Origin of the sequence: Pandoraea anhela (assembly GCF_902459655.1) — a bacterium.
In the GTDB taxonomy this organism is placed as follows: domain Bacteria; phylum Pseudomonadota; class Gammaproteobacteria; order Burkholderiales; family Burkholderiaceae; genus Pandoraea; species Pandoraea anhela.
The window spans coordinates 109,423-133,672 of record NZ_CABPSB010000001.1 but is presented as its reverse complement, the minus strand read 5'-3'; the positions used below and the strand labels follow the sequence as shown (position 1 = coordinate 133,672).

General features: G+C 64.9%; 18 protein-coding genes. 11 read left to right on the top strand and 7 right to left on the bottom strand.

Annotated elements, in window-relative coordinates:
• Positions 1 to 253: 253 nt before the first annotated feature.
• Positions 254 to 1,555, bottom strand: coding sequence for an aspartate aminotransferase family protein (locus PAN31108_RS00550; protein ID WP_150666968.1), 1,302 nt, complete (start codon positions 1,553 to 1,555; stop codon positions 254 to 256).
• 113 nt (positions 1,556 to 1,668) lie between these two features.
• Here PAN31108_RS00550 and PAN31108_RS00545 point away from each other — a divergent pair, with 113 nt between their 5' ends.
• The 3 genes from PAN31108_RS00545 (at position 1,669) to PAN31108_RS26955 (ending at position 5,039) form a co-directional block, all read left to right on the top strand.
• Entirely contained in the window at positions 1,669 to 2,559 is an 891-nt protein-coding gene (locus PAN31108_RS00545; RefSeq protein WP_150666967.1) for a LysR substrate-binding domain-containing protein, read from the top strand.
• Positions 2,560 to 2,577: 18 nt separating this feature from the next.
• Positions 2,578 to 2,895, top strand: coding sequence for a hypothetical protein (locus PAN31108_RS00540; RefSeq protein WP_150666966.1), 318 nt, complete (start codon positions 2,578 to 2,580; stop codon positions 2,893 to 2,895).
• A 530-nt stretch (positions 2,896 to 3,425) separates the two neighbouring features.
• Complete coding sequence (locus PAN31108_RS26955; RefSeq protein WP_174994786.1) at positions 3,426 to 5,039, top strand: methyl-accepting chemotaxis protein; 1,614 nt, start codon at positions 3,426 to 3,428, stop codon at positions 5,037 to 5,039.
• Positions 5,040 to 5,170: 131 nt separating this feature from the next.
• On the opposite strand, the gene PAN31108_RS00530 is transcribed toward PAN31108_RS26955, so the two are convergent.
• The gene (locus PAN31108_RS00530) at positions 5,171 to 5,788 is read right to left on the bottom strand and encodes a nitroreductase family protein (RefSeq protein ID WP_150666964.1); all 618 of its coding nucleotides are present in this window, start codon (positions 5,786 to 5,788) and stop codon (positions 5,171 to 5,173) included.
• Between the two features lie 207 nt (positions 5,789 to 5,995).
• Between PAN31108_RS00530 and PAN31108_RS00525 the strand changes: the two genes are divergently transcribed.
• Positions 5,996 to 6,388 (top strand): carboxymuconolactone decarboxylase family protein, encoded by a 393-nt coding sequence (locus PAN31108_RS00525; protein WP_150666963.1) that lies wholly within the window; start codon positions 5,996 to 5,998, stop codon positions 6,386 to 6,388.
• A 173-nt stretch (positions 6,389 to 6,561) separates the two neighbouring features.
• Here PAN31108_RS00525 and PAN31108_RS00520 read toward each other — a convergent pair whose 3' ends face one another.
• On the bottom strand, positions 6,562 to 6,993 hold the full coding sequence (locus PAN31108_RS00520) for a carboxymuconolactone decarboxylase family protein (protein WP_150666962.1): 432 nt from the start codon (positions 6,991 to 6,993) through the stop codon (positions 6,562 to 6,564).
• A 150-nt stretch (positions 6,994 to 7,143) separates the two neighbouring features.
• On the opposite strand from PAN31108_RS00520, the gene pdxR reads away from it, so the two are divergent.
• Positions 7,144 to 8,589, top strand: a complete 1,446-nt coding sequence (gene pdxR, locus PAN31108_RS00515) for a MocR-like pyridoxine biosynthesis transcription factor PdxR (protein ID WP_150666961.1) — start codon at positions 7,144 to 7,146, stop codon at positions 8,587 to 8,589.
• A gap of 216 nt (positions 8,590 to 8,805) precedes the next feature.
• The gene (gene epsC, locus PAN31108_RS00510) at positions 8,806 to 9,744 is read left to right on the top strand and encodes a serine O-acetyltransferase EpsC (protein ID WP_150666960.1); all 939 of its coding nucleotides are present in this window, start codon (positions 8,806 to 8,808) and stop codon (positions 9,742 to 9,744) included.
• 135 nt (positions 9,745 to 9,879) lie between these two features.
• Here epsC and chrA read toward each other — a convergent pair whose 3' ends face one another.
• Entirely contained in the window at positions 9,880 to 11,031 is a 1,152-nt protein-coding gene (chrA, locus tag PAN31108_RS00505) for a chromate efflux transporter (RefSeq protein ID WP_150667399.1), read from the bottom strand.
• A gap of 362 nt (positions 11,032 to 11,393) precedes the next feature.
• Here chrA and PAN31108_RS00500 point away from each other — a divergent pair, with 362 nt between their 5' ends.
• The 4 genes from PAN31108_RS00500 to PAN31108_RS00485 all read left to right on the top strand — a co-directional run bounded on the left by PAN31108_RS00500 (position 11,394) and on the right by PAN31108_RS00485 (position 18,605).
• Positions 11,394 to 11,954: a TetR/AcrR family transcriptional regulator gene (locus tag PAN31108_RS00500; protein ID WP_246183701.1), complete on the top strand. Its 561-nt coding sequence runs from the start codon at positions 11,394 to 11,396 to the stop codon at positions 11,952 to 11,954.
• Positions 11,955 to 11,988: 34 nt separating this feature from the next.
• Entirely contained in the window at positions 11,989 to 12,987 is a 999-nt protein-coding gene (locus PAN31108_RS00495) for an alpha/beta hydrolase (protein ID WP_150666958.1), read from the top strand.
• 225 nt (positions 12,988 to 13,212) lie between these two features.
• On the top strand, positions 13,213 to 16,695 hold the full coding sequence (locus PAN31108_RS00490; RefSeq protein ID WP_150666957.1) for a hypothetical protein: 3,483 nt from the start codon (positions 13,213 to 13,215) through the stop codon (positions 16,693 to 16,695).
• 170 nt (positions 16,696 to 16,865) lie between these two features.
• Entirely contained in the window at positions 16,866 to 18,605 is a 1,740-nt protein-coding gene (locus PAN31108_RS00485) for an ABC transporter ATP-binding protein (RefSeq protein ID WP_150666956.1), read from the top strand.
• Between the two features lie 36 nt (positions 18,606 to 18,641).
• Here the strand turns inward: PAN31108_RS00485 and PAN31108_RS00480 are convergent, their stop codons facing one another.
• Entirely contained in the window at positions 18,642 to 19,328 is a 687-nt protein-coding gene (locus tag PAN31108_RS00480) for a cupin domain-containing protein (RefSeq protein ID WP_306440125.1), read from the bottom strand.
• A 495-nt stretch (positions 19,329 to 19,823) separates the two neighbouring features.
• On the opposite strand from PAN31108_RS00480, the gene PAN31108_RS00475 reads away from it, so the two are divergent.
• The gene (locus PAN31108_RS00475; protein ID WP_150666955.1) at positions 19,824 to 21,140 is read left to right on the top strand and encodes an MFS transporter; all 1,317 of its coding nucleotides are present in this window, start codon (positions 19,824 to 19,826) and stop codon (positions 21,138 to 21,140) included.
• Between the two features lie 129 nt (positions 21,141 to 21,269).
• Here PAN31108_RS00475 and PAN31108_RS00470 read toward each other — a convergent pair whose 3' ends face one another.
• Positions 21,270 to 23,732 (bottom strand): cytochrome c, encoded by a 2,463-nt coding sequence (locus PAN31108_RS00470; protein WP_217426269.1) that lies wholly within the window; start codon positions 23,730 to 23,732, stop codon positions 21,270 to 21,272.
• Positions 23,716 to 24,219 carry a (2Fe-2S)-binding protein gene (locus PAN31108_RS00465; protein ID WP_150666954.1) on the bottom strand — a complete coding sequence of 168 codons (504 nt, stop codon included), beginning with the start codon at positions 24,217 to 24,219 and terminating at the stop codon, positions 23,716 to 23,718. The genes PAN31108_RS00470 and PAN31108_RS00465 overlap by 17 nt, the downstream gene beginning before the upstream one ends.
• Positions 24,220 to 24,250: the final 31 nt, after the last annotated feature.

The following is a 24,250-nucleotide window of genomic DNA, read 5'->3' as shown; positions in this document are numbered from 1 at the left end:
GATCGCTCAGCCTGAGATACGACATCCGCGATAGCGGAGACGATATCGCGTGAGGGTCCGGGTCCGGTTCGCGCTTTAGCGCTTTAGCGGGTTAGCGGGTTAGCGCGACGGTGAAGGGGATGGCGCTTGTCCGTTGGACAGTGAGATTCGGCCCCGCGAATCCTCTCATGGGTATTGCGCGGGGCCAATGGCCAGGCAGTGAAACCTACAGCGACATTTACGACGACATTTATAGCGCCATTTATAGCGCCATTTATAGCGACTGTTCGATCGCTTGCCCGAGCAGCGACAGCCCCAGGTCGATTTCCGCTTCGCTCACCGTGAGCGGCGGGGCGATGCGAAACACGCCGCCCATGCCCGGCAACTGCACGATGTTCATGCTCAGACCGAGATGCATGCACTCTCGTGTGATCTTGGCGCCGAGCCCGTCTGCCGGCGCTTTGGTGCGACGGTCCTTAACGATCTCCATGCCGAGCAGCAGCCCGCGTCCGCGCACGTCCCCCACGCACTCGAAGCGCTCCATCAGGCTCAGCAAACCGTTGCGAAGGCGCTCGCCCATGACGTTCGCCCGCGCGACGAGGCCGTCTCGCGCCACGACGTCGAGCACCCGCAGACCGACTGCGGCGGGCAGCGGATCGGAGACGTGCGTGGTGTAGAACAGGTAGCCTCGCTCGTGCGCGAGTTCCTCGATTTCGGCCGACGTGACGATGGCCGCGAGCGGCAGGCCGGCGCCGAGCGTCTTCGACAGCGTGAGGATGTCCGGCGTCACCCCGTCGCGCTCGAAGGCGAACATTGTGCCGGTGCGACCGATGCCGGTCTGCGCTTCGTCGAGAATCAGCAACATGCCGCGCGCCTCGCACTTGCGCTTGAGCGCTGCCAGATAGCCAGGCGGCAGTTCGATGATGCCGCCCGAGCTCAGAATCGGCTCGGCAATGAAAGCGGCCAGATTACCGCTGGACTGACGGTCGATCAGGTCGAATGCGTAGTCGAGTTCGGCAAGATAGTCGTACTGTCCGGACGAACCGAAGCGTGGACGGTAGGTGAACGGCGCGGGAATCGCGAAAGACCCGACGGCGGCGGGGCCGACGCCTTTGCGCCCCGCGCTGTAGGTCGCCGATGCGGCCGCCCCCGTCATGCCATGCCACGACTGCGCGAAGCCGACGACCTCGTGCTTGCCGGTCACCAGCTTTGCCATACGAATAGCGGCCTCGTTCGATTCGGCCCCTGTGCTCAGCAGCATCGCCCGATCCAGCCCCGGCGGCGTGATCTCGGCCAGACGCGTCGCCAGATCGACGACCGGGCGCGAGAGCATGCCGCTAAAGAGATGGTCCAGCGTGCCGATGGCCTGCGTCACCACCGACACGATTTCCGGATGGCTGTGCCCGAGCACCGCGCTCATCTGCCCGGAAGTGAAGTCGAGAATCGCGCGCCCGTCGGCGTCGTAGACGAAGCTGCCCTGCGCGCGCTCGACGATCATCGGCTCGAAGGTGCCGCCGTAGCGGATCAGGTGCTGGCGGGCTTTACGCCAGAAATCGGCGTCTTGGTTCTTGGACACAGGGCAATCTCCGATGGGCGCCCTCAGGCGTGAGGCATGAGGCACGAGGCATTAAGGGATATGACCCTTGCAGTCTACGCAGCGCTCTGCTTTCATAGAAGCGAATAATGTTAATGAAAGATAGAAGCGAGGCTAATACCTTGGGGCAAGTGCTGGAAGTCGATTTGTTACGCTCGTTCGTCGCCATCGCGCAGGCCGGTTCGCTCAGTCGGGCGGCTCAGCGTATCGCCCGGACGCAGTCGGCATTGAGTCAGCAGATGAAACGTCTGGAAGCGATCGTGGACCAACCGCTGTTACAGCGCACGGGGCGCGGCGTGGTGCTGACCGGCCCCGGGGAGCGCCTGTTGGGGCATGCGCAGCGCATCCTGAGGGCTCACGACGAAGCGATGGCCGACATGTCGGGACGCGGGCTGACCGGGACGATTCGTTTCGGCTGCCCCGACGATTACGCAGCCGCCTTCCTCCCGCATCTGTTGCGCGAGTTCGCGGTTGTGCATCCGCATGCGCAGGTCGAGGTCATTTGCGAGCCGACGCCGCGTTTGCTGGAGCAACTCTCGCGTCGTGCGCTCGATCTGGCACTGATCTCGTTGCCGGAAGGCGTCGACGAGCGCAATGTGATCCGGCGCGAGCCATTGGTGTGGATCGGCGACCCGGGGCTCGACGGCGTGTTGTCCGATCCGCACGCCCCGTTGCCGCTGGCGCTCTCCGACCCGGACACGCTGGATCACATTGCCGCATGCGAGGCGCTCGCGAAGATCGGGCGCGCGTACCGGATCGCTTACGCGAGCAGCAATCTGGCCGGACTGGCGGCATTGGCGCGCTCCGGTCAGGCGTTCGCCGTCATGACACAGACGGCGGTGCCCGCGGATTTACGCATTGTTACAGGTGATACCTTACCGGCGTTGCCGTCGGTGGGGATTACGGTAAAGTTCGATCGCGCACGTCCCAATCACCTGAGCACGGCGTTTGCCGAGCATATTCGTCAGGCATTGGCGGTGTTGTAGGGCGGGCGGCGTCGCATAATGCCGACGCGCGTTCCCGTGCGGGCGAATTTCAAGCACAATTGCGCCTTGCTTCGTGGTGTGCGGCGCAGGGCGGCACGCAGGCGAAGCGTCACGCAAAAGAATTCGGGTACCGGCATTGGGGGCATCGATGGCCGGAAGCTCGTGGTTAATCAGCGATTTGCTGCATTTTTTTGTATCGAGGTCGATATGTTGGCGCGTTTCGTGGCGTTTTTCCTGGTGGTCGGTTCGTTGTTCGCGCTGGCGGGCTGCAATACTGTCGACGGCGTCGGGCAGGATATTTCCGGCGCTGCGCGCACTGTCAAGCGCGCGCTGTAAGGCTCCGCAAGGAAAATTCGACGGCGGGCGAGTCAGGTGATTCAGGTGATTCGTCACGGTGGCTCGCCCGGTCGTCGTTGCGCCGCATTTTCGGTTCTCCCGACCAGGTGAACGATGTGACCTGTGCCGCATCGGCCAGCGCGACATCGACCTCGACCGGCTCGCGCTGAGGCAAGCGGTTGTCGTCGAACGCCGATGACTGCACGACGCCCCATCCCTCATTCCGACAAACAGGCATCCGGGCGTGCCTGAGTTTGCGTCTGCGTCTGCGCCTACGTCTTACGGCGCGCTTCCGATCGCGTCTGCAGAACGAGGCGCGCGCACCGATTTGGCGCATGCATCCCGCATCTCTCGTGCGCTTTCGGTCAATCGATCGAATAAGCACCGGTCTCTCGCCTGTCATTCAAGTTTTTTTCATTCGCGCCGTTGGAGCCGCTAACGCTGTCATGGGCATGCGTGTATCGTGCCGGTTGGCGTACGGTGGCTGCCGCTCTCGGTGGCTACGAACAGAAAGAAAGGCGGAAGCGCACATGTTGAAAAATTGGACGATTCGTTGGCGGTTGCGGATGGCCGTGGCCGGTCTGGCCGGGTTGGTGTTGATCATCGGGGCGCTGGCGCTCCTCGGGTTACGAGACACCGTCGGCAGCTTGCGCGAGGTGCACGACAAGGAGCTGGCCAGCACGCGACTGCTGGGCGAGTCGGAAATCCAGATCGGGCGGGCACGTGCCGTCGTACTGCGTGCGCCGCAGGCGCCGAGCGAGGACATCAAGGCCACGGACGTCAAGAAGGGTACCGAGTACTGGGGGGAGTCTGAGAAGGCATGGCAAGCCTATCTGGCGTTGCCGTCGGACGCCGAGGAGCAACGTCTCGCCACGCAGGTGACGAGCGCGCGTCAGGCCCTCAAAGAAGCGTTCACGCAATTGCAAAACAGTATCGCCTCGGGGCAGAGCGACGCGTATTACGCGAACGCGGCCGCGCTGGGCAAGCGCTACACGGCGTACGTGAATGCCAACGAGGCGCTCAAGACGCTTTACGACACCCGCGCCGAGTCGAACTTCAATTCGGCGGTCACCACCTACGACAGGCTGTTCGCCCTGACGCTCGGGGCGATCGTCTTCGCCGTCGTTGCTGCACTGCTGACGTCGCGGTCGTTGAACCGGGCGATTACGCGTCCGCTGGACGACGTCCTCGAACACTTTCAAGAGATCGCGCAAGGGAATCTGCAACGGCCGGTACACGTGACGTCGAACGACGAGATGGGGCGATTGCTCACGGCGCTGGCCAACATGAAGGCGCAACTCAACGACACCGTCGCCAAAGTGCGCAAGAGCGGTGAAGCGATCGCGGCGAGCGCACGCGAGATCGCGGCAGGCAATCTCGATCTGTCGGCGCGCACCGAGCAGCAAGCCGCCTCGCTGGAGGAGACGGCGGCCAGCATGGAGCAGTTGACGAGCACGGTGCGACAAAACATGGAACACGCGCTCACCGCGAATCAACTGGCGCGTCAGGCGAGCGACCAGACCGGGGCGGGCGATACGGCGATGGTCGAAGTGACCGAAACGATGCAAGCCATCGACGCCGGTTCGGCCAAGATCCGCGACATCATCGCGTTGATCGACGGCATTGCATTCCAGACCAACATTCTGGCGCTCAACGCGGCGGTGGAAGCCGCGCGCGCGGGTGAGCAGGGGCGTGGTTTCGCCGTCGTGGCCGGTGAGGTGCGCACGCTGGCGCAACGCTCCGCGAGTGCCGCGCGCGATATCAAGACGCTGATCGAGACGTCGGCCGAGCGTTCGGCGGCCGGCAGTCGCATCGTCAGCGAGGCGGGCACCGCGATGCATAGCATCGCCAGCAGCGTGCGGCGCGTGACCGACATCATGGCCGAGATTTCTGCGGCCTCGGAGGAACAGACGGCGGGCATCGATCAGGTCGCACGCGCCGTCACGCAGATGGATGAAGTCACGCAGCAAAACGCCGCGTTGGTGGAGCAGGCGTCGGCGGCGGCTCAGTCGCTGGCCGAGCAGGCGGAATCGCTCAAAGCCGCCGTTGCCGTGTTCCGTCTGACACAGGAGAGCGACAACATGGGGCTGGTCGCGGGCACCGCCGGCATGGCCCGCACGCGACTGCACGCAGTGACGTCGTAAGCCGGAAGGTCAGTCGGGCCGTCGGAAGGGGGCTGATTCGACGCCGTTGATGCTTTGCCGTCTTCCATGCCGTGCATGTCACCGATGCCGATGACAGCGGCGGCATGGGTGGCATGGGCGGCAGGGTGGCTTCAGATCGAAGAACGTCCCCACCACTCGCGCACAACGTCGCCTCGCTCGGGGCGCGGCCTGCGCTCGGCGCCTTGCGGCGGCGTGCCGACGAAGAGGAAGCCGAGCACACGCTCGTGAGGCGCGAAGTCGAGCAGATCGTGCAAATCGGCATCGTAAGCATCGGGACCCGTCGCCCAGAAGCCGCCATAACCGAGCATATGGATGGCATTGAGTACATTCATGCCGGCCGCGCCGACGCTCAGGAGTTGTTCCACCTCCGGCACGGTCGTCTCGGTAGAAACGGCGGCCGCAATCACAATGATCATCGGCGCCGCGAAGGCTTTCCGCCGGCGTTGCTCGTGCGTCTCGGCAGGCGCGTCGGGATGGCGTTTGGCCGACGCTTCGACCAGCGCCTGTCCGAGGTCGTCACGGGCCTCATCACGCACCACGACAAAGCGCCACGGACGCAGCCGTCCATGATCGGGCGCACGCAGGGCCGCGTCGAAAATCAGGTTGAGCTCTGCATCGCTCGGCGCCGGCTCGCTCAGCGGCCATGCCGACTGGCGCGAGAGAAGTGCGTCGAGGGCCAACTGACGTGCCGCGACGGCCGGCGACGCAAATTCGGGGGTAGTGCCCATTGAGGGAGTCTCCAGAAACGGAAACGCCATGATCGGTGATCTCCGATTAAATTGCAAAATGATTCTCATTTGCAATAGACAGGGCAATCTCCGGATTTGCGTTGGTGGCCGCGAGTGGCTCCATGTGTCGGTAAGAAGACGAATACACGGGAATGCTTGTACCCTACGCGTTCACTTTCACGAACGCCTGTCCGGCGCAGCCCATCCATGAGCCAGCAAAAGCCTGTCGAATACGCCTCCGCCACGCCCGAAGTCAAAGCCGTTTTCGACGATATCAAAGCGACACGCGGTGTTCCCGACGTCAATAACTTCTGGAAGTACATCGCACAGCATCCGCCCACGCTCGAGCGCACCTGGGACAGCCTCAAGGACATCATGTCGGCGGGCGCGCTCGATCCCCTCGTGAAGGAACTGATTTACGTTGCGGTGAGCGTGACCAACAACTGTGGATACTGTGTCGCCAGCCATACGGCGGGGGCGCGTCGTGCAGGGATGACGGATGAGATGTTCGGCGAGTTGCTCGCCGTCGTCGGCATGGCCAACGAAACCAATCGGCTGGCCGTCGGCTACCGCGTGCCGATCGACCCCGCGTTCGAGTAAGGCGGCGGGCAGCGGAGCGCAGGCGCGACGGCGCCGCGCAGCGGAGCGCAGGCGCGATGGCGCCGCGCACCGATTTCACGATATCGATGCCCCGTGCGCGGTGCTCGGGATTGCCGCGCCAGCGGTCCCGACGGCAGGTCCTGAGCGGCGTCGCAACGCGTGCTCGCGTCCGTTTACTGTCGCATTCCGATAGCCAACCGGTTGAATGCGCTCATCAGCGCGATGGCGAACGTCAGGTCAGCGATTTCGGCGTCGGAGAAGTGGTCGCGCAACGGGTCGAAATCGTCGTCCGGCGCGTGCGTCTGGTCGATGGCGACGACCGATTCCGTCCACGCCAGTGCCGCGCGCTCGCGGGCGCTGTAGCGCGAACTGACGCGCCAGCCGGCGAGGCTGTCGATCTTGTGATCCGGCATGCCGTCCTTGCGAAGCGCGTTGGCATGCATCTCAAGACAGAACGCGCAGCCGTTGATCTGCGACACGCGCAAATACACCAGCTCGATCAAAGCCTTGCCGAGGCGGCTCTTTTCAAGCGCCTTCTTCGTCGCCACAAAACCCTGATAGGCGTCAGTGGACAGCGTCGCATAAGGCAAACGAAGCGTACTCATCGAATTTCTCCAGAAAGTTAGTGACGCAGGGGGCGAATCTCCTGCGAGCAACGTGCGAATGGCGGGGGCTTGTCGCAACGTGACCAATTTACGAGAATCATGTCCTAGTCGTCAGATGCAAGAACTCACGAATTCAATAGGACATTGCCGATGGACTTCCCCTATCTGAAGCCCGGCCCCGGCGGCGACGCGCCGCTCTACCTTCAGCTTTACCGACGCTATCGCGACGCCATCTCCACCGGAAAGCTCCGTGCCGGCGACCGGGTGCCGTCGGTGCGCAGCCTTGCGAGTGAAGTCAATCTGGCGCGAGGCACCGTCGAGCTGGCCTATCAGATGCTCATCAGCGAGGGCTATTTCACCCCGCGGGGAGCTGCGGGAACGTTCGTGTCGCCGCATCTGGAACACCTCAGCGAGACGGCGCCGCCTGCGGTGGCCCCCATGCCGCGAGCGCCCGCGCCAAGGGATGCCATGGCCGCCGTGGGTGTGCCGCGTCCGTTTCAGTTGGGACTGCCCGCGCTCGATGCTTTCCCCCGCAAGACCTGGGTTCGTCTCGCCGGACGCCACCTGCGCGCCTTGGATCTCGCCTCGATGTGCTACCCGGCGTCGGCAGGCTTCGCACCCCTGCGTCACGCTATCGCCGCTTATCTCGGTATCTCGCGCGGTATTGCCTGCACGGCAGAGCAGGTCTTCGTCACGCCCGGCTATCGCGCCGCCCTCGATCTCGTGTGCCGAACGCTGATCGAACCGGGCGCGCAAGGCTGGTTCGAGGATCCCGGCTATCCGTATGCCCGACATTTCCTGACGAGTATCGGCATGCGCGTCGCGCCGATTCCCGTGGACGAAGAGGGCATCGACGTCAGCGAGGGTGTAAAGCGGGCGCCCCACGCGCGATTCGCGGTCGTGACGCCAACCCATCAAAGTCCCACCGGCGCAACGCTGTCCTTACCCCGGCGTCTCGCACTGCTCGAATGGGCCGCTCAGCAACGATCATGGATCGTGGAGGACGACTACGACAGCGAGTTTCGCTACCACGGGCGCCCCTTGCCCGCACTCAAAAGCCTCGATCACGACGACCGCGTGCTTTACACCGGAACGTTCAGCAAAGTACTTTTCCCCGGCCTACGGCTCGCCTACCTCGTGGTGCCGGAGGCGCACATCGAACGCTTCGGTGCGACGGCGAGCCAGCTCGGTGGCGCCGGGGCCGTTCAAGTACAGGCGACGGTGGCCGCCTTCATGGAGCAGGGGCACTTCGCACGGCATTTGCGCAAGATGCGCTCCCTGTATGCCGAACGACGCCGGTTTCTCGTCGATGCCTTAGCGAACGTCTTCGACCAAGACCTATACGTCCAGCCGCAGGCGGGCGGCATCCAGACGTTGGCCTATCTGCGCCACGACCTGGCGCGGCGGGGTGACGTCTCGCTCTCGGAGGCCGCCGACAGGCAGGGGCTGGCCGTGCAGGCACTGAGTCGCTGGTACGGGGCCAAGGCGTCGCGCGCGGGCTTGCTCCTGGGGTTCACCAACATCCCCGATGAGGCGACGGCGTTGGCACTGAGCCGGCGTCTGAAGTCCGCCATCGCGTCATCATCGGGGACGTGATCGGGGGCGTGTCCGAGCCCAAAGCCGAGCGGCAATCGCGTGGTAATCGGCTGGTAATCGACTGGTAATCGGGCGCGATAAGACCACGTCGGGACAGGTGCCTTCGAAACCCGCTATCCTTCGTAGATTGACGCGCGTGCGTCCCCCTCGTGTTGTGCCACGGCGACGACCGAATCGCCGGCACTCAATGTATTCCGCTTTTCAGGAGTTCCCTTCGTGGCAGCGTTCGACATCGACGATATCGTTTCCTCCTTGCATACCGCCCGTGCGCGTTGGCGCGACGGACAGCGACGGCTGCTCGAATCCGGCGGTCGGGATCTGCCGTCGCGTGAGCGTCTGGCGGAGATCGTCGTGCAACTCAAGGGGGCGCTGTTCCCGATGCGGCTCGGTCCGCTCGATCTGCATCATCAGGGAGAGAACTATTATGTCGGCCATACGCTCACGAGCGCCCTCAACGGGCTGGCCGAACAGGCGCGGCTCGAATGGCGGTACAAGGCGCGCCACGACGCAGATATCACAGCGGCCCTGATCGAGGAGCGGGCTCACTCGGCGATCCAGCAGTTCGCCGCCAAACTCCCGGAAATTCGCGGATTGCTCGATCAGGACGTGCTTGCCGCCTATCAGGGCGACCCGGCGGCGGGCAGTGTGGACGAAGTCCTCATCTGCTATCCCGGCATCCACGCCATGATCCATCACCGCATCGCGCACGAGTTGTATCGGCTGGAGCTCCCGCTGCTCGCGCGCATCATCGCGGAACAGGCGCACTCCGACACCGGTATCGACATTCACCCCGGCGCGCAGATCGGTGCGGGATTCTTCATCGATCACGGCACCGGCGTCGTCATCGGCGAGACCGCGATTCTCGGCCAGCGTGTGCGCGTCTATCAGGCCGTCACGCTCGGCGCCAAGCGCTTCCCGGCGGATGACGACGGCAATCCGCAAAAAGGACTGCCGCGTCACCCGATCGTGGAAGACAACGTGGTCATCTATGCGGGGGCAACGATTCTCGGACGCGTCACGATCGGCGAAGGCTCGGTCATCGGCGGGAACGTCTGGCTCACGCAGGACGTGCCGCCGTTCAGCAACATCACCCAAGCTCGCTCGCGCACGGAAGCCGGGTCCCCGCCGGTCTCCGGTTGCGATAACGATCGCTGACACCCGGCAACGGCATCGGCGTCCGACCAGACGACCGATGACCGATGACCGATACGCCTGTGACAAGGCGTGCCTGCGGGATGGCGTCGGCCGAGGCTCGACACACCAGTCGCTACAACACCGCAGTAACGTCGATCAGACGATCCCCGTCGCTCCGGCAATGGCGCACAAGGCGACCACGGCCAGCGGCGGGGTCTTCCAGCGGACCAGCAAGACGAATGCGATCGCGGCGACCGCGAAGTCGGCCGGCGTATGCACCGCGCTCGTCCACACGGGCGAATACAGCGCCGACGCGAGTATGCCGACCACAGCAGCATTGACACCGGCCAGCATCGCCGCCGTCGACGCACGCGAGCGCAGCGCCTGCCAATGGGGCAACGCCGCGATGACCAGCAGCAGGCCGGGCAGGAAGATGCCGGCCGTGGCGAGCGCGGCGCCCAGCCAGGGATGCGACGGCCCGCCGGACAGCCATCCGAGAAACGTCGCGAACGTGAACAACGGTCCGGGCACGGCTTGCGCTGCGCCATAGCCGGCCAGGAAGTCGTTCGCCGATACCCATCCCGACGCCACGGTTTGCTCCTGAAGCAGCGGCAACACGACATGCCCGCCGCCGAAGACGAGCGCGCCCGAGCGATAGAAGCCGTCGAAGATGGCGACGGCCCGGTCGTCCAGCAGATGCTGCGCCGCAGGCAGGCCGAAGAGCAGGGCGCAGAACGCGATTGCCGCGAGCGCGCTCGCGGTTCGGGAAATACGAAATCGGAGCGGGGGCGACGCATCGGTCGCCACAGGATTCGCCGTGCGCAGCAGTCCGAAGCCCAAAATCGCACCGAGCAAAATCACGACGAGTTGCGCGTAGACGGTCGTCGTCGACGCGAGCATTGCCACGGCGGCCAGCGCAATACCCGCGCGTCGCGTGTCGGGGCAAAGCCGTCGCGCCATGTCCCACACGGCTTGCGCCACCACGGCGACCGCCACCAGCTTCAAGCCATGCAGCACGCCGTTGCCTATAGCCCCGCCCAACTGCGGCGCGACGACCGCGAACCCCAGTAGCAGCAGAACCGACGGCAGCGTGAAGCCGCACCACGCGGCAAGGCCGCCGAGCCAACCGGCGCGCAGCAGACCGATGGAAAACCCCACCTGACTGCTCGCAGGCCCCGGCAAGAACTGACAGAGCCCCACCAGATCGACGAAGCTGGCGTCGTCGAGCCAGCGGCGCTTCTCCACGAATTCACGCCGGAAATAGCCGAGGTGCGCCACCGGCCCGCCGAAACTCGTCAGACCGAGCATGAGGAAAGCGCATAGCACATCGAGCGCGTTGCGCGATCGAGGGCCTGCGTCGGCATCGGAGGTGAGGTCGTTCTTCAAGAGAGTCTGCGTGGGTTAGCTTCGATTAGCTTGGCTTAAGGTGGGTTAGTTCGGATTCGGCGAGGGACGAAATCCGACGAGCATAGCAGCGAACCGGTGCCGTCGGCGTGACATCTCGCCACGCCGCCGCGCTTACGCCATGTCCGCGACAGTGGCGTCATGCGCCGATGTCCATGGCGCATGCCAACACTTGATCGCGGCATTTTTTCCTAATAACATTAGGCAAATAGCTTTCTTCAGTAGCTTCAAGGATAACGTCGACGATGGTCAGAGCAGGATTGACGTTGGAACGCCTGGTGGAAGGCGGCGCGGAACTGGCCGACGAAATCGGCTTCGAGCACCTCAGTGGCGCGGCGCTGGCGCGCAAATTCGACGTGCGTCTGCCGAGCCTTTACTCGCACGTGAAGAACCTCGATACGCTCAAGTGCGAGATCGCGCGACTTGCGCTGGCGCAGTTGGCCGACGCCGTTGCGCAGGCCATGGCGGGCCTGGCGGGCCGCGATGCACTGCAAGCTCTCGGAGACGCCCATCGAGATTACGCGCGCCGGCATCCGGGGCGCTTCGCCGCCGCGCGCCACCCGTTGACGCCGGCGCAGGCGGGCGCGAGCGCCGGCCCGAAGCTGACGCAACTGTTTCGCGCCGTGCTGCGTGGCTACCACGTGCCGGACGCCGAGCAAGTGCACGCCGTGCGTTTCCTCGGCGGTTTTTTCATGGGTTACATCACGCTCGAATTGGCCACGGGTTTCTCTCATAGCGCACCGGACACCGACGTCTCATGGCAACGCAGTCTCGATGCGCTCGATGTGTCGCTCCGGCACTGGCCATCGACGCCCGACGCCCGCTGATCCCTCAACGACCTCATCTACGGAACGGACCTTTATGAACTCGCCGGTCGACGGCGTGCGGCTTCCCGCACGCGTCATCCCCTTTCCCACAAGCGTCAGCACCGAAGCGCACGCGGCATTGCGCCGTCTCGTCAACGCAGACGGCGTGCCGTTCAACGCGCTGCATACGTCGCCCGCGCCGCACGACATCGATGGCTGGAAGCGCTTCAAGGCTGCCGCTGACGTGCAATACGGCGCGGCGATGGCGCAATACGCGGGCCAGTTGCGGTCGTCAGTGCAAACGTTACGAATCGACGACGCGACCGTCCACGTCGCCACACCGGTCAACGCCGTGGCCGACGATGTCGTCTACGTCGATCTGCACGGCGGCGGGCTCGTATTCGGCGAGGGCGCCGTTTGCCGGATCGGTGCGCAAATGCAGGCGGATCAACTCGGCGTGCGTTGCTGGGGCATCGATTACCGGATGCCGCCGGCGCACCCGTATCCCGCAGGCCTCGACGATTGCCTGACGGTGTATCGTCACCTGCTCGGCACGTACGCGCCGCATCGCATCGTGATCGGCGGTCGCTCGGCGGGGGCGAATCTCGCGGCGGCCATGGTGTTGCGTGCCCGTGACGAGGGTCTGCCGCTGCCCGGCGCGTTGGTGCTGTTGTCACCCGAACTGGATCTGACGGAGTCTGGCGACAGCTTCGAAATCAATCAATGGGTCGATGTGCTGCTGCCCCGGTCGTTGATGTCCAACAATCTGTTGTACGCGGCCGGCGCGGACCTCGCCCATCCGTACTTGTCGCCGCTGTTCGGCGACTTCACCCGCGGCTTCGTGCCGACGTTCGTGCAAAGCGGCACGCGCGACCTGTTCCTCTCGAATGCCGTGCGCATGCATCGGGGGTTGCGTCTTGCGGGGGTGCCGTGCGAGTTGCATGTCTTCGAGGCGATGCCGCATGGCGGATTCATGGGGGCCCCCGAGGACCGGGAACTGCGCGACGAGGTGACGCGCTTCGTGCATGCGCATCTGAGCGCCGCGGCGGACTGATCCCACCGAGAGGCGAGGTGGCGGCCATCGACGTGAGCGTGGTCGCGCCGAATCCCAATTCATGACGTCGCGCAATGCGATCGTCAAATCTCGCACAACTGGCGGTTCGTTTCAGCAATCCTGCGGCGTCGCGCCGCGTTAGCGTTCTCTGCCTTGCTGCAAATGGTGATCCGGCGTGCCATCGCACGACGGCCATCGGCAGCACGATCCTTCGGAGAAACGTGAATGACACGATTGCATCAGGGAGTGCCGCACCACGCGCATCGTCCTGTCTCGTACTCACATCATGCGCCCTCGCGCAACGCGCGCACCGGCTTCGCAGACGACTGGCATGCGGGCAGATCGTCACGGCGCACGGGCACGCGACACGGCGCGCGCCAGCGGCCGGATCGTGAGCCGGCGACGTCACCGATATCGGTATCCGAACGCGGGAGGGCACACGGCGTCTCCGGCGCGGCCTTCGCACTGACGCTCCTGACGGTGAGCGGACTGGCATCCGTGGCCGTGATGCCTTGCGCGAACGCGTCGGCCCCGCGCGCCCTGATCCGCAGGCAGACGTCGCTGGCGGTGCTGCCGCAGGCCAACCTCACGTCGGGCATCTTCGGATTGTTGAACCTGGCTCCCTCCAACGCGCAGATGCGTGACATTGCGCCGGCATGTAAGCCATCTCCCGACGTGCGGCCGCTGGGCAATGCGCCGCTGCGGGTGGCGGGGGCCGACGCATGGAGTGCCAGTGAGTTCGCGTATCGGCGCGACGTGCAGCGAGCCGTGGTAACGCTGATCCGCGAGGCCGTCGCCGCGTCGGATCGTGAAACGCGCGAGGCGTTCGCCAACGCCGAAATGCTGATGCCCTTTCGGATGTTCCTCAACGTCGAGCAGGCCGCCGGGCCGCAAGCGCCGGCGCGACCAGCGCAACAAGATCGTCCGGCGCGCCGGGTCACGTTCGAGGCCACGCATGCCATCGTGCTGATGTTGCGCAGCCCGGAAGGCCAATGGCGAGAGTATGCGTTGTCGCTGTCGGACGAAGCGCCGGGCCTGATCTCCGAAATACGGAATTGCGTGCCGCGTCACACCTTCTGGCCCAGATGCTACGCGCGCACACATGGTCCGACGCTCTGGGGGAAACAGTGGCCGTCGATCGAGTCCCGGATTCGGGATGACGACGAGTTGCGCTTCTGGACGCAGCGGGCGGGGGCATCTATCTCGCCGGGCTGGCCGTTGCCGGCGTCGTCGGTGCTCGACTCGCCCGATATGGAGGAAATCGCGGAGCTGCTCATCGATACCGTGCAGCAGCATTTACCTCGCGATCGTCGCGAGGCGCCGCACGGATCGGACGCCGACGCCGCTCGCGGCTCGCGACCCCGCCGTCACGCCTCACCCGCAGACGCACAGGCGGCGGCGCAGGCGAAAGGACTGGCGGCGCGAATGGCGCTGGCCGGGTTCGAGTGTCTGGCGGCGGTCGTGCGCCCCGACACGCTGCGCAAGGACGCGCTCGCGTTGCTCACGCATCTGTGGCCGGAATCCTCCGCCGCTAACACGACCCATGTGACCCATGCCGCCCATACTGCCCATGCGACCCACGCCACCTACGCCCATGAATCGTTCGAAAGCGAACTCGGGCGCGGCGTGCAGTGGACGCTGCCGCCCGACGTGTACGTCGAGTATCGCCCGGAACTGACGCAGAACGGTGTGCAGGTCTTTGAGATCGACGGCGTGCTCTACGGCACGACCGTGGCCCGCACGCGCAAGCATGCCTCGAATCTCCGGCCGCTCGACGACATACGCGCTGAGGCGGGACCGTACTCCCTGTGTCGCATCTCGCGTGGCATGGGGGCCGATGTCGACGGCATGTGTCTCGAATGTCACTCCGAGCGCCGGGGACAGGTCACGGTAACGGAGCAGGGCGCGACCGTGACCCAGCATCAGGTGATCGAGGCCTCGCCCGTGCTGCGCTTGCGGGTCGCCGTGTATTCACAACAATTCGAGGCGCCGGACGGCCGGCAGCGATTCTTCGCGTTCGGGCGACTCGGGGCGCTGGACGACGATGATGTTCCGCACGTCGGGCCGGATTCTCCGGTGGTGGATGCGTCGGTCTACTTGCAAACGCTCGACGGCGAACTGGCATTCTTCGAGCAGGCGACCTCGGAAGGCCCGGTCGGCGGCTGGCGGGTGCACCTCACGCTCGGGGGCATGCAGATTGCTGCACCGTTCGGCACGTATCGGGATCGTCACCGCACATTGCACGGGGTGGTGCAGGTCTCACATGACATCTACTACCGCTTCTCCCTGCCCGACCGACAGGGGCTTCAGGCCCTGCAACACGTCCGTCTGAATCGACGCGATGCGCAGCACCACGACATCCGGGAGTACCGCATTGCCCAGCGTCACCGCGCGGCCGCGGAGAACGCTATCGTGCTGCCGTCGATTTCCTACGGCGAGACGCGCACGCTGTTGCAGCTGTATTTGCGCATGTGGGAGCAGGCGCCATCCCCGGCACAAGTCTGGCGAGGCCTGGAAGACATTCCGCTGTCCGTGACCGAAGCCAGACAGGCCGTGCGCCAACTGACGCGCGCGATCGAGCATCGGGTGGCCGCCGCGAGGGCAGGCGAGCGGGGGACCGGACACGAGGCGGCAAGCGCCGATCAGGTGGACGGCGCGCATGCGGCATCCCCACCGGAAGTCGATCCGTCGCTCTTGCCGACATTTCATCGGCTGTGGACCCACTGGCAGCGCTTTCCCACACAGGCGGACGCATTCGTCAATGCAATCGCCAGAGACTTCGTCTCGCGACCGTCTCCGCTGGCGGTGTGGTCGCAACTGCCGTTCACAGGGGACGTGCAGACGACGCGTGAGGTCTTATCCCTGTTCGAGGAAGTCTTTCCGGGGATGTCGGGGCTGCAAGCGCTCGTGACCGGCAGAGCCCGCGCCGTGCGGGATGTTCATGACCGGCTACGCGCGCTGTCGCGCAACGCGAATATCGCGCTCGCCGAGGTCACGCTTGCCGACGGCACACGTGTGATTTACTACTGCATGTCGGGACTGCAACGCGCAAGCCTGCCGACAAACGCCCCCATGCACTCGCCCACAAGCGCGGCCACGAACGCAGCGACGAACTCAGCCACAAACGCAGCCACAAACAAGTCCCAAAACACGTCCCAAACCGCGTCCCAATCCGCGTCCCAATCCGCGTCCAAAAACGCGTCCAAAAACGCGCCGACGGTTCGCTTTGTCGACGCCGGACGGGCCTACGCCCAGCGGGAGCAAAACGTCATCCACCAACAACTTGGTAGCGCGGGCGTGAGACGCTCGGGCGATCCGACGGAGCCGCCCGAGCTGCGTTTCGTCGTCGCGGACGCCAACATGCCGACCTACCACGCGGCATCGGGCGAAGCGAAGTCGCGCACGCTGGACACCGAACGACTGATTCTGGCGCAGATCTATGCCGATCATCCGTCGGGCGAGGGCGTGGTGCGCTCCATCGTGATGTGCTCGCGCATGCCGTTCTGCGACTCCTGCGCGGTGAATCTCGCGATGGCCCCGTATCACTATCCGGACCCGGAACTGCGGTTCTACTATGTCGCGCCGCCATCTCGCAATCGTGCGCAGACACCGGCAATACCGACGCCCGCCACAACGACGTCTCGCGCAACACCCGCGCCACGGCGACGTCCCGGGGCGAACGCTGCCCATGTCCATTCGACGCTCTGATCGGGACGCCTGCGCATTTTTCCCCTATATTGACCAGTCTCGACGCCGTTCGCGGCGTCTGACCCCCTGACGTCGCAGCCGGTCCGCCAGCCTTTCGGCGGCCCGGCTGTCGCACGTCGACATTTCCCGATGGTCCCCAATCCGCCGATGGGCAAAGGAGCGACGAACGCATGACGGCGCCTGATTCTTCCGCACGCCCGCCCGCTATCGGCCTCGGCACCGCCGCGCGCGATCTCTACCGGGCGCTGTGGCGTCATGCGTGCGGCGTGCGCGCTCATCTGCTCGGCGCCGCCGGGCTGTTGTCGGTCGCACAGTTGCTGCGACTGACCATGCCCTGGTTCGCCGCGCAGGCGATCAACGCGCTTCAGCAAGGCGATATGACGGTCGCCGGGCGCTGGATCGTCTATCTCGTGGGCGTCTATTTGCTGTCCTGGCTGCTGCATGGGCCGGGCCGCATTCTGGAGCGCAACGTCGGGGTGCGTGTTCGCGTTCGTCTGGCGGATCAGCTCTATGCACGCATTGCCGCAGCGCCGCTGGCGTGGCGCGACGGCCGCCACTCGGGGGAGTTGCAGCATCGTGTGATCCAGTCGAGCCGTGCGCTCTCCGATTTCGCCCAGAACCAGTTCGGTTATCTGCAAAGCGCCTGCAATTTCGTGGGGCCGATCGTGGCGCTCGCCTTGTTGTCGCGCACGAGCGGTGTGATCGCCGTTACCGGCTACGTGATCATCGCCATCATCATCCTGCGTTTCGATCGCGTGCTGATGCAACTCGCCCGCGCGGAAAACGATGCGGAACGACGTTACGCCGCCGCACTGCTCGACTTCGTCGGCAATGCCGGCACGGTGATCGGTTTGCGGTTGCAGGCCGCGTCGCGCACGCTGCTGGGACATCGCATAGATGCCGTGATGGCGCCACTGCGCCGCACGGTAACGGTCAACGAAGGCAAATGGTTCGCCGTCGACATACTGGGCATGGGCCTGACGTGGATTCTGGTCGTGGTCTACGTGATGCAGTCGCGCGGCCCGGGGCAGGCCGTCATGCTGGGCACGGTTTTCATGATCTACCAGTACGCTCAGCAGGCGGCGACGGTCGTGGGCGCGATGGCGTCGAATTTTCAGAGCTTCGCGCGCATGCACACCGACTACGGCAGCGCCGAGCCGATCTGGCAGGCGCCCGGCGAACCCGATGCAGCCGTGCCTGCGGTGATCGCCAACGCCCCATGGGAGACGCTGGCGTTGCGCAACGTGTCGTGGCAGTACGCCGACGATGCGCGCGGCGGTCTGCGCGACGTGAATCTCGTGCTGCGGCGTGGCTCGCGCGTGGCGCTGATCGGCCCGAGCGGCGGCGGCAAGAGCACGTTGCTGCGAACGCTCGCCGGCCTTTACCTTCCGCGGCAGGGCGAATTGCTGCGCGACGGCCGGGTGATCGACGCCTCGGATCTGCGCACGCTCGCCACGCTGATCCCGCAAGAGGCAGAGGTGTTCGAAGCGAGCGTGGAAGAAAACCTGACCTTTGGTGAAGCGGCGCCCGCACAGGCGTTGCAGGCAGCCGTGCATGCGGGCGCATTCGACGACGTGCTGAAACACCTGCCCGACGGCCTGTCCAGTTCGCTCAACGAGCGTGGCAGCAACCTCTCCGGCGGACAACGTCAGCGGCTGGCGCTGTCCCGGGGCGCGCTGGCGGCACAGGGCACTTCGCTCTTGTTGCTCGACGAACCGACAAGCGCCCTCGACCCGCTCGCGGAAGCACGCGTCTTCGACCGGATGTACGCGGCGTTTCCGACGGCCTGCATCGTGGCGTCGGTGCATCGACCGAGTCTGCTCGAACGTTTCGACACCATCGTGGTGATGGAGAGCGGACGTGTCGTGGATGCCGGACCGAGAGACGAAGTGCTCGCCAGACGGACCTGACGGGGCTCTGACCGGACTTTGACGACGATTCGACGGCTATTTTCCGGCCTCGGTCGATGTCGGCGGCGAGTAAATCTTGCGGTAGACCCCCACGCCGCTCGCGCCCGCGCGCAACGCGGGCGTGTCGCCTGCCGGCAGGCGGACCCAGCTCCCTGCGGGATATGCCGTGCCATCGAGAAGCAGGGCGCCCGCCACGACGAGCAACTCGACGATCCGCGATGGATCGCCGCCCGGAAGCGATGCATTGGCATGCCACCGTAATAGCTCGACGCGTTCGTGCGCATCCGTGAACAGATGGCAAACCTCGCCACCGGCCCCGCGCTGCCAATGCGCCGCGTTGCGCTGTGTCGCCGACATCTGCATGAGCTTGACGAAGATCGTCGCCCCCGCAAGGCTGGAGGGCCGGTGCGAAGAGCCGGGGGGATTTCGCAGATACCAGCCTTGCGGATAGTCGTCACCGTCGGCAGAGAAGGTGCCGGCAAGGACGAGAATTTCCTCGCCGCCGGGGTGATCGTGCGCCGGAAACGCCGAGTTCGGCGCGTACCTCACCAGACTCGTCGCGCGCGCTTGCTCAGCACCGATGCGGTCGAGCATGACGCGCGCCACGCCGTGTTGCGGCGACGGCACCCACACGTATTGCGGCGGGGTCACGACGACGCGCTGCGAGAAATCGGCATTCACCCGCATGAGTTGCCTGTTGCGATTCGCGCTTGGGCCTGACATCGTGAACGGTTTTCCTTATGCGGCAAATGCGCGTAGCGCAGGGGTCGGAGGGGCGATGGCGCCGTGTCGGTATCGACGATGCCATCAGCGAAGTTCGACGAAATGAGGCAATATTTTCCCGGGAGAGCGGAGATAGTGTGACCTCACGCGCGGCTGCCGGCAAACGAGATTATCTGTCCCGCCCGGGAAGTTTTTCTTTGCCCGTCGAGCGAGAAACAAGGTTTGCAAGAGAGCGGCAATACATAGCGTTAACACTATAAATCGACATTCAATCGAATATCGATGCATCGATAAAAATTACAAAATCCTATAAAAATTAAAAGATAACGCTCCGTATTCGGGTTTTCCCTTTGTTATTTGGATACTAATTTGTAGTGTGTACGCTTTTTTGTTTGTGCTATACATGCAAATAAGCAAGCCGCACACCTCCAGCGTTCTCAAGCGAGGGCCGCTTGTGTCACCGTTATCCAGTTGCTCACGCCACGGGAAGTTGCCATGTCCTACACCGCCACACCCAATTCGGTCGCGCAGCCTGCTTCGCAGGGTAGCAATGTCGATGCGCTATACCGGAAAGTCACCGTACGCCTGATTACGTTTCTTTGTCTGTGCTATTTCGCGGCTTATCTCGACCGGATCAACGTCGGTCTGGCGAAGCTGCAAATGCTCAATGCGCTTCAGTTCAGCGACACCGTCTACGGCCTGGGCGCGGGGCTGTTCTTCGCGGGCTACATTCTGTTCGAAGTGCCCAGCAACCTGATCTTGCAGAAAGTGGGCGCGAAACTTTGGATCGCCCGGATCATGGTGACGTGGGGCTTGCTCTCCGGCGCCACGGCGTTCGTGACGACCCCGACACAGTTCTATGTCCTTCGATTCCTCCTTGGGGTAGCCGAAGCGGGCTTCCTGCCGGGCGTATTGCTCTATCTGACGCACTGGTATCCGGACGAGCGCCGTGCACGAATCATCGCCCTGTTCATGGTCGGTTTGCCGCTTTCGAGCATGGTCGGCAGTCCGATCTCCGGCTGGATCATGTCGATGTTCGACGGCGCGCATGGTTTCGGCGGATGGCAGTGGCTGTTCGTGCTCGAAGCGCTGCCGTCGGTGCTGCTGGGTATCGCGATCTTCATGTATCTGCCTAACGGCATTGCCTCGGCGCGCTGGCTGAGCGCCGAGGAGAAGGCGATTCTGAGCGCCAATCTCGACAAGGACGCCAGCGCCCATAAGCGTCACAATCTCGGCGCAGCATTCACCGATCTCAAGGTCTGGGCATTGGGACTGATCGACCTTTGCGTGCTGCTGGGCTTGTACGGCGTGAGTTTCTGGCTGCCGACGATTCTCAAGGACACCGGGGTGCGCGATCCCTATACGATCGGCTGGCTGATGGCGATTCCGAATGCGATTGCCGTGGTCGGGGTGCTCGTCTGGGGGGCGAGTTCGGACCGCATGCGCGAACGCCGCTGGCACATCGTGGTGCCGTTCCTGCTCTCGGCGGTTGCGATGTTCGTCTTCGCGACCGGTCAGCATGGGACCGTGATGACCGTCGTGCTGTTCTCGCTCATCAACCTTGGCGCGGCAGCGGCAATGCCTGTCGTATGGGCGCTGCCGTCGACGTTCCTCAAGGGATCCGCCGCCGCCGCAGGCATCGCTTTCGCCTGTTCGCTCGCCAACCTCGGTGGCTTCGGCAGCACCTATTTCATCGGCTGGCTGCGCGACACGTTCCACACGCAATCCGCCGGGATTTATGGATTTGGCGTTTGCATGCTGATTGGCTGCCTGCTCGCGCTCTCGTATCCGAAGCAACTGGTCAATCGATGACACATTGCGCCGGGCTGCCTTGCAGATCCGGCGCGCATCGTTGATGGAGGGGAAATGGAAAGGCCGACATCATGTCGGCCTTTTTTGTAGGCTTAACGGGGCGCGAGGCTCCATTCGCCCCGGTCGATGTCAGTGAGCCGGAGCCTGGCGCGCACGGGCGGCGGCCGCTTCGAGCCCTTGCCATGCCGGCTGATCCGGCGCGTAACGAGCGCGAATGAAGGCGGCAAGCTCCGCCATTTGCCTGTCGTCGAACGCCTCGCGGAAGCCCGGCATGTAGCCGAGCGCTTCGGTGGCGGGCTGATCGATGCCGTTCATCAGCACATGCATGAGATTGTCCGGCGTCGCCTGGCTGACGCTGGTGTTCAGCCCCATGAGCGGGCGCACACCGAAGTGCCCCACGCCGCCACTGTCTGTATGACACACCGCGCACGCCGCCTCAAACGTGCGACGGCCGTTTTCAAGGCCGAGCGTTGTAGCGATGTCGGCCCCTTTGGCGCGTTCATGCGCCATCGCGGCCACGGTGGACGTTTGGGTTTGCGGCGAGAGCGATGCGAGGTAGTGGGCGATGGCGCGCACGTCCGTTTCCGGCAATTCGGCCAGCCCGGCGACCACCGGCGCCATCGGTCCGGCGGCCACGCCGTGCTCGGGCGAAAAGCCTGTGCGCAGATAGTCGAACAATGCTGATTCCGTCCACGGCACCGGCGCATCTTTCGATGCGACGAGCGGCGGCGCCCGCCATCCCTCGGCTTCGCCGCCACCGAGGTAGCGGGTCGGCTGCTCGGCGCCGAGCATGTTGCGCGGCGTGTGACACGCGCCGCAATGGCCCGCGCCGTCGACAAGATAACGCCCCCGGTTCCAGAGTGTCGATTGCGATGGATCGGGCCGGTACTCGGCCGTGTCGTGATACAGCCAGTTCCATCCCGCGACGAGGCGACGTTGATTCAGCGGAAACGGCAGCGCGGTCTTCGGCGGCGTGTGGTTCACCGGCGCTTGCGACATCAGGTACGCATACAGCGCGAGCATGTCCGGCTCGCTCATCTTTGCAAATGCCGTGTACGGGAATGCGGGGTAGAGGTGCGAACCGTCTCGCGAAATGCCCTCGCGCATGGCACGCGCGAACGCGGCATACGACCAGCGGCCGATCCCCGTCTCGGGATCGGGGGTGATGTTGGTCGAATAGAGCGTGCCGAAAGGCGTTTCGAGCGCCAGACCACCCGCGTTGGTGCTGCCTTGGGCTGCGGTATGACACACGGCGCAGTCGCCGGCGAGTGCGATCTGCCGTCCGCGCTCAAGCGTCGCGGACGACCAAAGCGTGTTATCCGGCGCGGTGATGGGCGCGATTTCCGCCGCGCCGAAAAGCATGATGCCGGCCAGCCCGCCAATCGCGCCAATCGCGCCGATGCCACCGAGGGCGCCCACGCTCGTCCACCGCGACCAACGCTTGTCGCGTAGCGGGCGCTGCGGCTTCGACGGCTTCGGATGGATAGCGCCGGTCGGCTCTCGCAACGCGGTGCGCAAATGTTCCGGCGTAAATGGCGGTTGACGCAGGCGTATGCCCGTGGCGTCGAACAACGCGTTCGCAATCGCGGCAGCGGCAGGCGCCGCCGCACTCACCAGCGTGTCGGCCTCCGAGGCGGGCCATGCTGCCGGCCTGCCGCTGCCATCACCACCATCGCTGCCATCGCTCCCGTCGGGGCGATTCGAAACGGCGGCAGCGCGAAGCATGACCGGCTGTTCGCCGTCAGATGCACCGGTCTCATCGTGGCCGGGCGTCATTTCCCATGACGTGCCGAGCGCCTGCCGCACCGCCGTCGCGATTTCGTGGGCAGGCACGCCGCCGACCCGCACCACCTTGTCCGGCCGGCCCTCGCCTTGTCCGGCGACGACGCGCCGCAACGCAATGTCGCCGGTCGTCGGGTTGACGTCGAGGTCGACGATCCACGCAGACCATGTGTCGGCTTCGGCCGCCGGGTCGGCGCTTGCGGACCGGCCGTCGAAAGCAAAACCGCGTCCGCGTTGCCAGCCGGGCGGGGCAGCGTGCGCATGCGCTTGCGGCAGCCCCCACGCGGCGCGCTGCGCGACCATGCGGATGACTTCGCGCGGGCCGTCGTCGCTGCCCGGTTGCAGATGCCGCAGGCGATAGTCGACCGGGTCTTGCACCGCCTGCACGGCGACTTCGTCGATAAACGACTCGCGCGCGAACGCATGCGCAGGCGCTGGAATGCATTGCGCCGGGTCGATGACCTGCGTTGCGATACGTTCGTGACGGTAAGGCGGCAAAGGGTGCTGCGGATTGCGGGATAACGGTGAGGGCGACGCGCTGTCGTCGAGTCGCATCGGTCCGTCCAGTTCGGCGCGGTAGCACCACGTGCGAAGCGTGCCGTCATCGCGGGTTTGGGCGCTGATGGCGAACTGCGCGGTGGCCTCGCCACGCCGCAGCGGCCATGCGTAGCTTGCCCGGCGATCCGGCTCGCAGGAAGGGCCGCCCACCTCGGGGGAGGTCGGGTTCGCGCCGGGCGCGCTGACGTTCAGCGGGGGCGAGGGCTCATCGTCATGCTCGCGCTCGGGGGACGCATCATCGATTCTTGTCATCTTGTAGGTATTGCGCCGCGCGGTGCACGGCCTTGACGATTTCGTAATGCGTGCCGCATCGGCACAGGTTGAAGCGCAGCGCGTCGTGAATCACCGCGTCGTCGGGCGAGGGGTTGCGATCGAGCAGCGCCTTGGTGCTCATGATCATGCCGTTCAGGCAATAACCGCATTGGGCTGCCTGCTCGTCGATGAACGCGCGCTGAATCGGGTGTGGCGATGCGGCGTTGCCCAGACCTTCGAGCGTGGTCACTTCGCGGTCGCGCGCCACGCTCACGGGCACGACGCAAGCGCGCGTCGGCTGTCCGTCGACCAGTACGGTGCATGCGCCGCACTGACCCAGGCCGCACCCGTACTTGGGGCCATTGAGTTCGAGGTCGTTGCGCAGCACGTAGAGCAATGGCGTGTTCGGCGTCGCCTCGCTCACGGTGTGTGTTGCGCCGTTCACGCGCAATGTCGTGGGGCCAGGGGCTGGGCGGGGTAGAACCATCAACTGACTCGCAAAAGGATAACGAGGGTGA

Bases quoted from the DNA above. Each gene is read 5' to 3' on its own strand.
- PAN31108_RS00545 (WP_150666967.1), top strand. From the start codon at position 1,669: ATGAAAGATAGAAGCGAGGCTAATACCTTGGGGCAAGTGCTGGAAGTC.
- PAN31108_RS00540 (WP_150666966.1), top strand. From the start codon at position 2,578: ATGCCGACGCGCGTTCCCGTGCGGGCGAATTTCAAGCACAATTGCGCC.
- PAN31108_RS26955 (WP_174994786.1), top strand. From the start codon at position 3,426: ATGTTGAAAAATTGGACGATTCGTTGGCGGTTGCGGATGGCCGTGGCC.
- PAN31108_RS00530 (WP_150666964.1), bottom strand. From the start codon at position 5,788: ATGGGCACTACCCCCGAATTTGCGTCGCCGGCCGTCGCGGCACGTCAG.
- PAN31108_RS00525 (WP_150666963.1), top strand. From the start codon at position 5,996: ATGAGCCAGCAAAAGCCTGTCGAATACGCCTCCGCCACGCCCGAAGTC.
- PAN31108_RS00520 (WP_150666962.1), bottom strand. From the start codon at position 6,993: ATGAGTACGCTTCGTTTGCCTTATGCGACGCTGTCCACTGACGCCTAT.
- pdxR (WP_150666961.1), top strand. From the start codon at position 7,144: ATGGACTTCCCCTATCTGAAGCCCGGCCCCGGCGGCGACGCGCCGCTC.
- chrA (WP_150667399.1), bottom strand. From the start codon at position 11,031: ATGCTCGGTCTGACGAGTTTCGGCGGGCCGGTGGCGCACCTCGGCTAT.
- PAN31108_RS00495 (WP_150666958.1), top strand. From the start codon at position 11,989: ATGAACTCGCCGGTCGACGGCGTGCGGCTTCCCGCACGCGTCATCCCC.
- PAN31108_RS00490 (WP_150666957.1), top strand. From the start codon at position 13,213: ATGACACGATTGCATCAGGGAGTGCCGCACCACGCGCATCGTCCTGTC.
- PAN31108_RS00485 (WP_150666956.1), top strand. From the start codon at position 16,866: ATGACGGCGCCTGATTCTTCCGCACGCCCGCCCGCTATCGGCCTCGGC.
- PAN31108_RS00480 (WP_306440125.1), bottom strand. From the start codon at position 19,328: ATGTCAGGCCCAAGCGCGAATCGCAACAGGCAACTCATGCGGGTGAAT.
- PAN31108_RS00475 (WP_150666955.1), top strand. From the start codon at position 19,824: ATGTCCTACACCGCCACACCCAATTCGGTCGCGCAGCCTGCTTCGCAG.
- PAN31108_RS00470 (WP_217426269.1), bottom strand. From the start codon at position 23,732: ATGACAAGAATCGATGATGCGTCCCCCGAGCGCGAGCATGACGATGAG.
- PAN31108_RS00465 (WP_150666954.1), bottom strand. From the start codon at position 24,219: ATGGTTCTACCCCGCCCAGCCCCTGGCCCCACGACATTGCGCGTGAAC.